The organism is Dyadobacter sp., assembly GCF_051859145.1.
Classification (GTDB): Bacteria; Bacteroidota; Bacteroidia; order Cytophagales; family Spirosomataceae; genus Dyadobacter.
In genome coordinates, this window is record NZ_JBHYGF010000509.1 from 1 (window position 1) to 2,224 (window position 2,224).

The window sequence follows — 2,224 nt, forward strand, 5'->3', positions numbered from 1 at the left end:
TAGAAAAATTTTTGATATAAAGCTGGATCATGAATATAAAATCCCGCTTTTCGTAACCTTTTTGGTATGCCTCTCTGATGTTGTCCCTAAGCTGCGAGCTGAGCTCTTCGACTTTGGCAAACAAGACTTCATTTTGCCAGGGCTGCTTTTTCACTTCAATAGGCTCAGCGGTTTCTTCCGGCTGACTTGCCTGTGGCTGGCTTACCGGTGGAGGCTTTTCCGGCCGGTCCCAGAACCGGGATTTTGAATTGAGCAGTGCTTTGATGTCCTGCCTGTAATATCGGATGCCGATGATCACATAGTAGATCGCCACTGCGGCACCCACTGCCAGAAAGTAGCCTGCCCAGGATAAATGCGTTGCCATAACTCGTGTTGTTTTAAGGTTGCTGCTGCATTGATTACCTGACAAAACAACACTCAAAACCAAAGCACTTCAAGTACAAGTTTTTGTTGTACCCTCCCCTAAATGAGTGTACCCAAATGATTGTCAATGGTATACAGAATGAAAATGGCACAAGCTCGCCAAGATTTCTGAAATGCCCGGCAGAGTTTCTTGTATCAATGAGGCCCCAAAGGTAGGCACAGGGCTGCGGGGCGTAGTGGAAATTCCGGCATAAACACCCGGCATAAATGCCTGCCTGCCCTCGACCTTTCCTTTATTCCGTTGCTTCCACTACTTGCTTGACCAGTGCCAGAATGATGCGCCATAATTCATTCAATCACTTCAAAATCAAGGTAATTATGGAAAGCTTCGCGAATGTTTCAAACTTGTATCAGGTCTCAGAAATTGAGCTGATCTACAAATCCAAAGTACAGGCCAGCCAGCGTCCGAAAATAGAATCGTCCAGAGAAGCATACAAGGTGCTGATGCAAAGCTGGAACCCTGACCGTCTGGAATTTATCGAAGAGTTCAAAATACTATTATTGAACAATGCCAGCCGGGTGCTAGGTATTTTTGAAGTTTCCAAAGGCGGGATTTCAGGAGCAAGTGCCGATATAAGGATCGTTTTCGCAGCTGCTTTAAAAGCCAATGCAACAGGGATTATCCTGGCACACAATCATCCTTCCGGGCAACTAGTGCCGAGTGATGCTGATAAGTATATTACTGAGAATATGAGAAAGGCTGGTGAGTTGCTGAACATTCGCGTTCTGGATCATTTGATTGTGACTGCGGAAGGGTTTTGCTCGTTTTCGGATGAGTGTCTTTTGTGAAATTCTGAACATTTGAAATATCCGCCACCTGTGTCCACATAAGGTCTCTGCGAACTGAATTCACAACTTTCAGCGTAGCTCGTGCATGATTGATCCAATAACAACACTAATTCAATAGTCCGACTGGAAGACGCGCGTTTTGATTACTTAATTTAAATATAAAAAGATTCCAGTAGATTTTGATTTTATTAGGAAGGAAAAGCTTATATATTTCGGAATATATTCACATTCATTGTTGTGACTAAACCTGTGCGTAAGAGTTCAGCTAAAAATTTCAATTTCTGTCATGAAAGCTCTAATATATTAAACTGATGTATATAAAAAAAGATGATGCAGATAAGAATATAACAGCTACAAACAAGAGCTTATAGATGAATATAGAAGTAAACTTCACTTTATAACAGATTTACTAAAAGATGACGATTGGAGTTTTGTGATAAAGTCACATTCGCTGATTGAGTCGTTACTAAATGATCTATTGAACGAATTTTTGGGTAAGCCTGAGCTATTACCCTTTTTAGAAAGACTTCCTTTGCACGGAGAGGATATTAGCAAAGTGGGTCTTATAAAAAAAGATGAATCTTTTGGACCCAAAGAAGATTCGATTCATAAAACTATTATCAGAGATAAGAAATAGAATAGTTCACAAATTTGAAAATATCAATTTTACATTTGATTCGTTTATTTTGTCTCTCGATGAAACTAGAATGAAGACATTTAAATCATCTTTGTTCATACGTGATGCTGATAACAAAATTTCCGAAATTATTTTCAAGAAAGATGCAAAACTGGCTTTCTGGGATTCAGTATTCATATTAGTTGTTGAACTGATTGATAGAATAAACAGACAGCGAGGATAAAAAAATATAGATGAAATCTCTAAAATCACATCCGAGCAGATTTTGAGGGAAGTTTTTGATGATTTGCACTGAAATATTTTCGACTCAACGACTAAAATAAAATTTATTGTTAGCGAACGTTATTAACGTAAAAAAATAAGGTAAAATAATAT

The 2,224-nt window shown here is 38.9% G+C and carries 1 protein-coding gene and 1 pseudogene; one reads left to right on the forward strand and one right to left on the reverse strand.

The window, feature by feature from the left end; translation table 11 throughout:
* Positions 1-364 (reverse strand): annotated as a pseudogene (locus ACTIE6_RS22965) (hypothetical protein); the annotation flags it as partial.
* 332 nt (positions 365-696) lie between these two features.
* Between ACTIE6_RS22965 and ACTIE6_RS22970 the strand changes: the two are divergent.
* Positions 697-1,212: a JAB domain-containing protein gene (locus ACTIE6_RS22970; protein ID WP_439558856.1), complete on the forward strand. Its 516-nt coding sequence runs from the start codon at positions 697-699 to the stop codon at positions 1,210-1,212.
* The last annotated feature ends 1,012 nt before the right edge of the window (positions 1,213-2,224 follow it).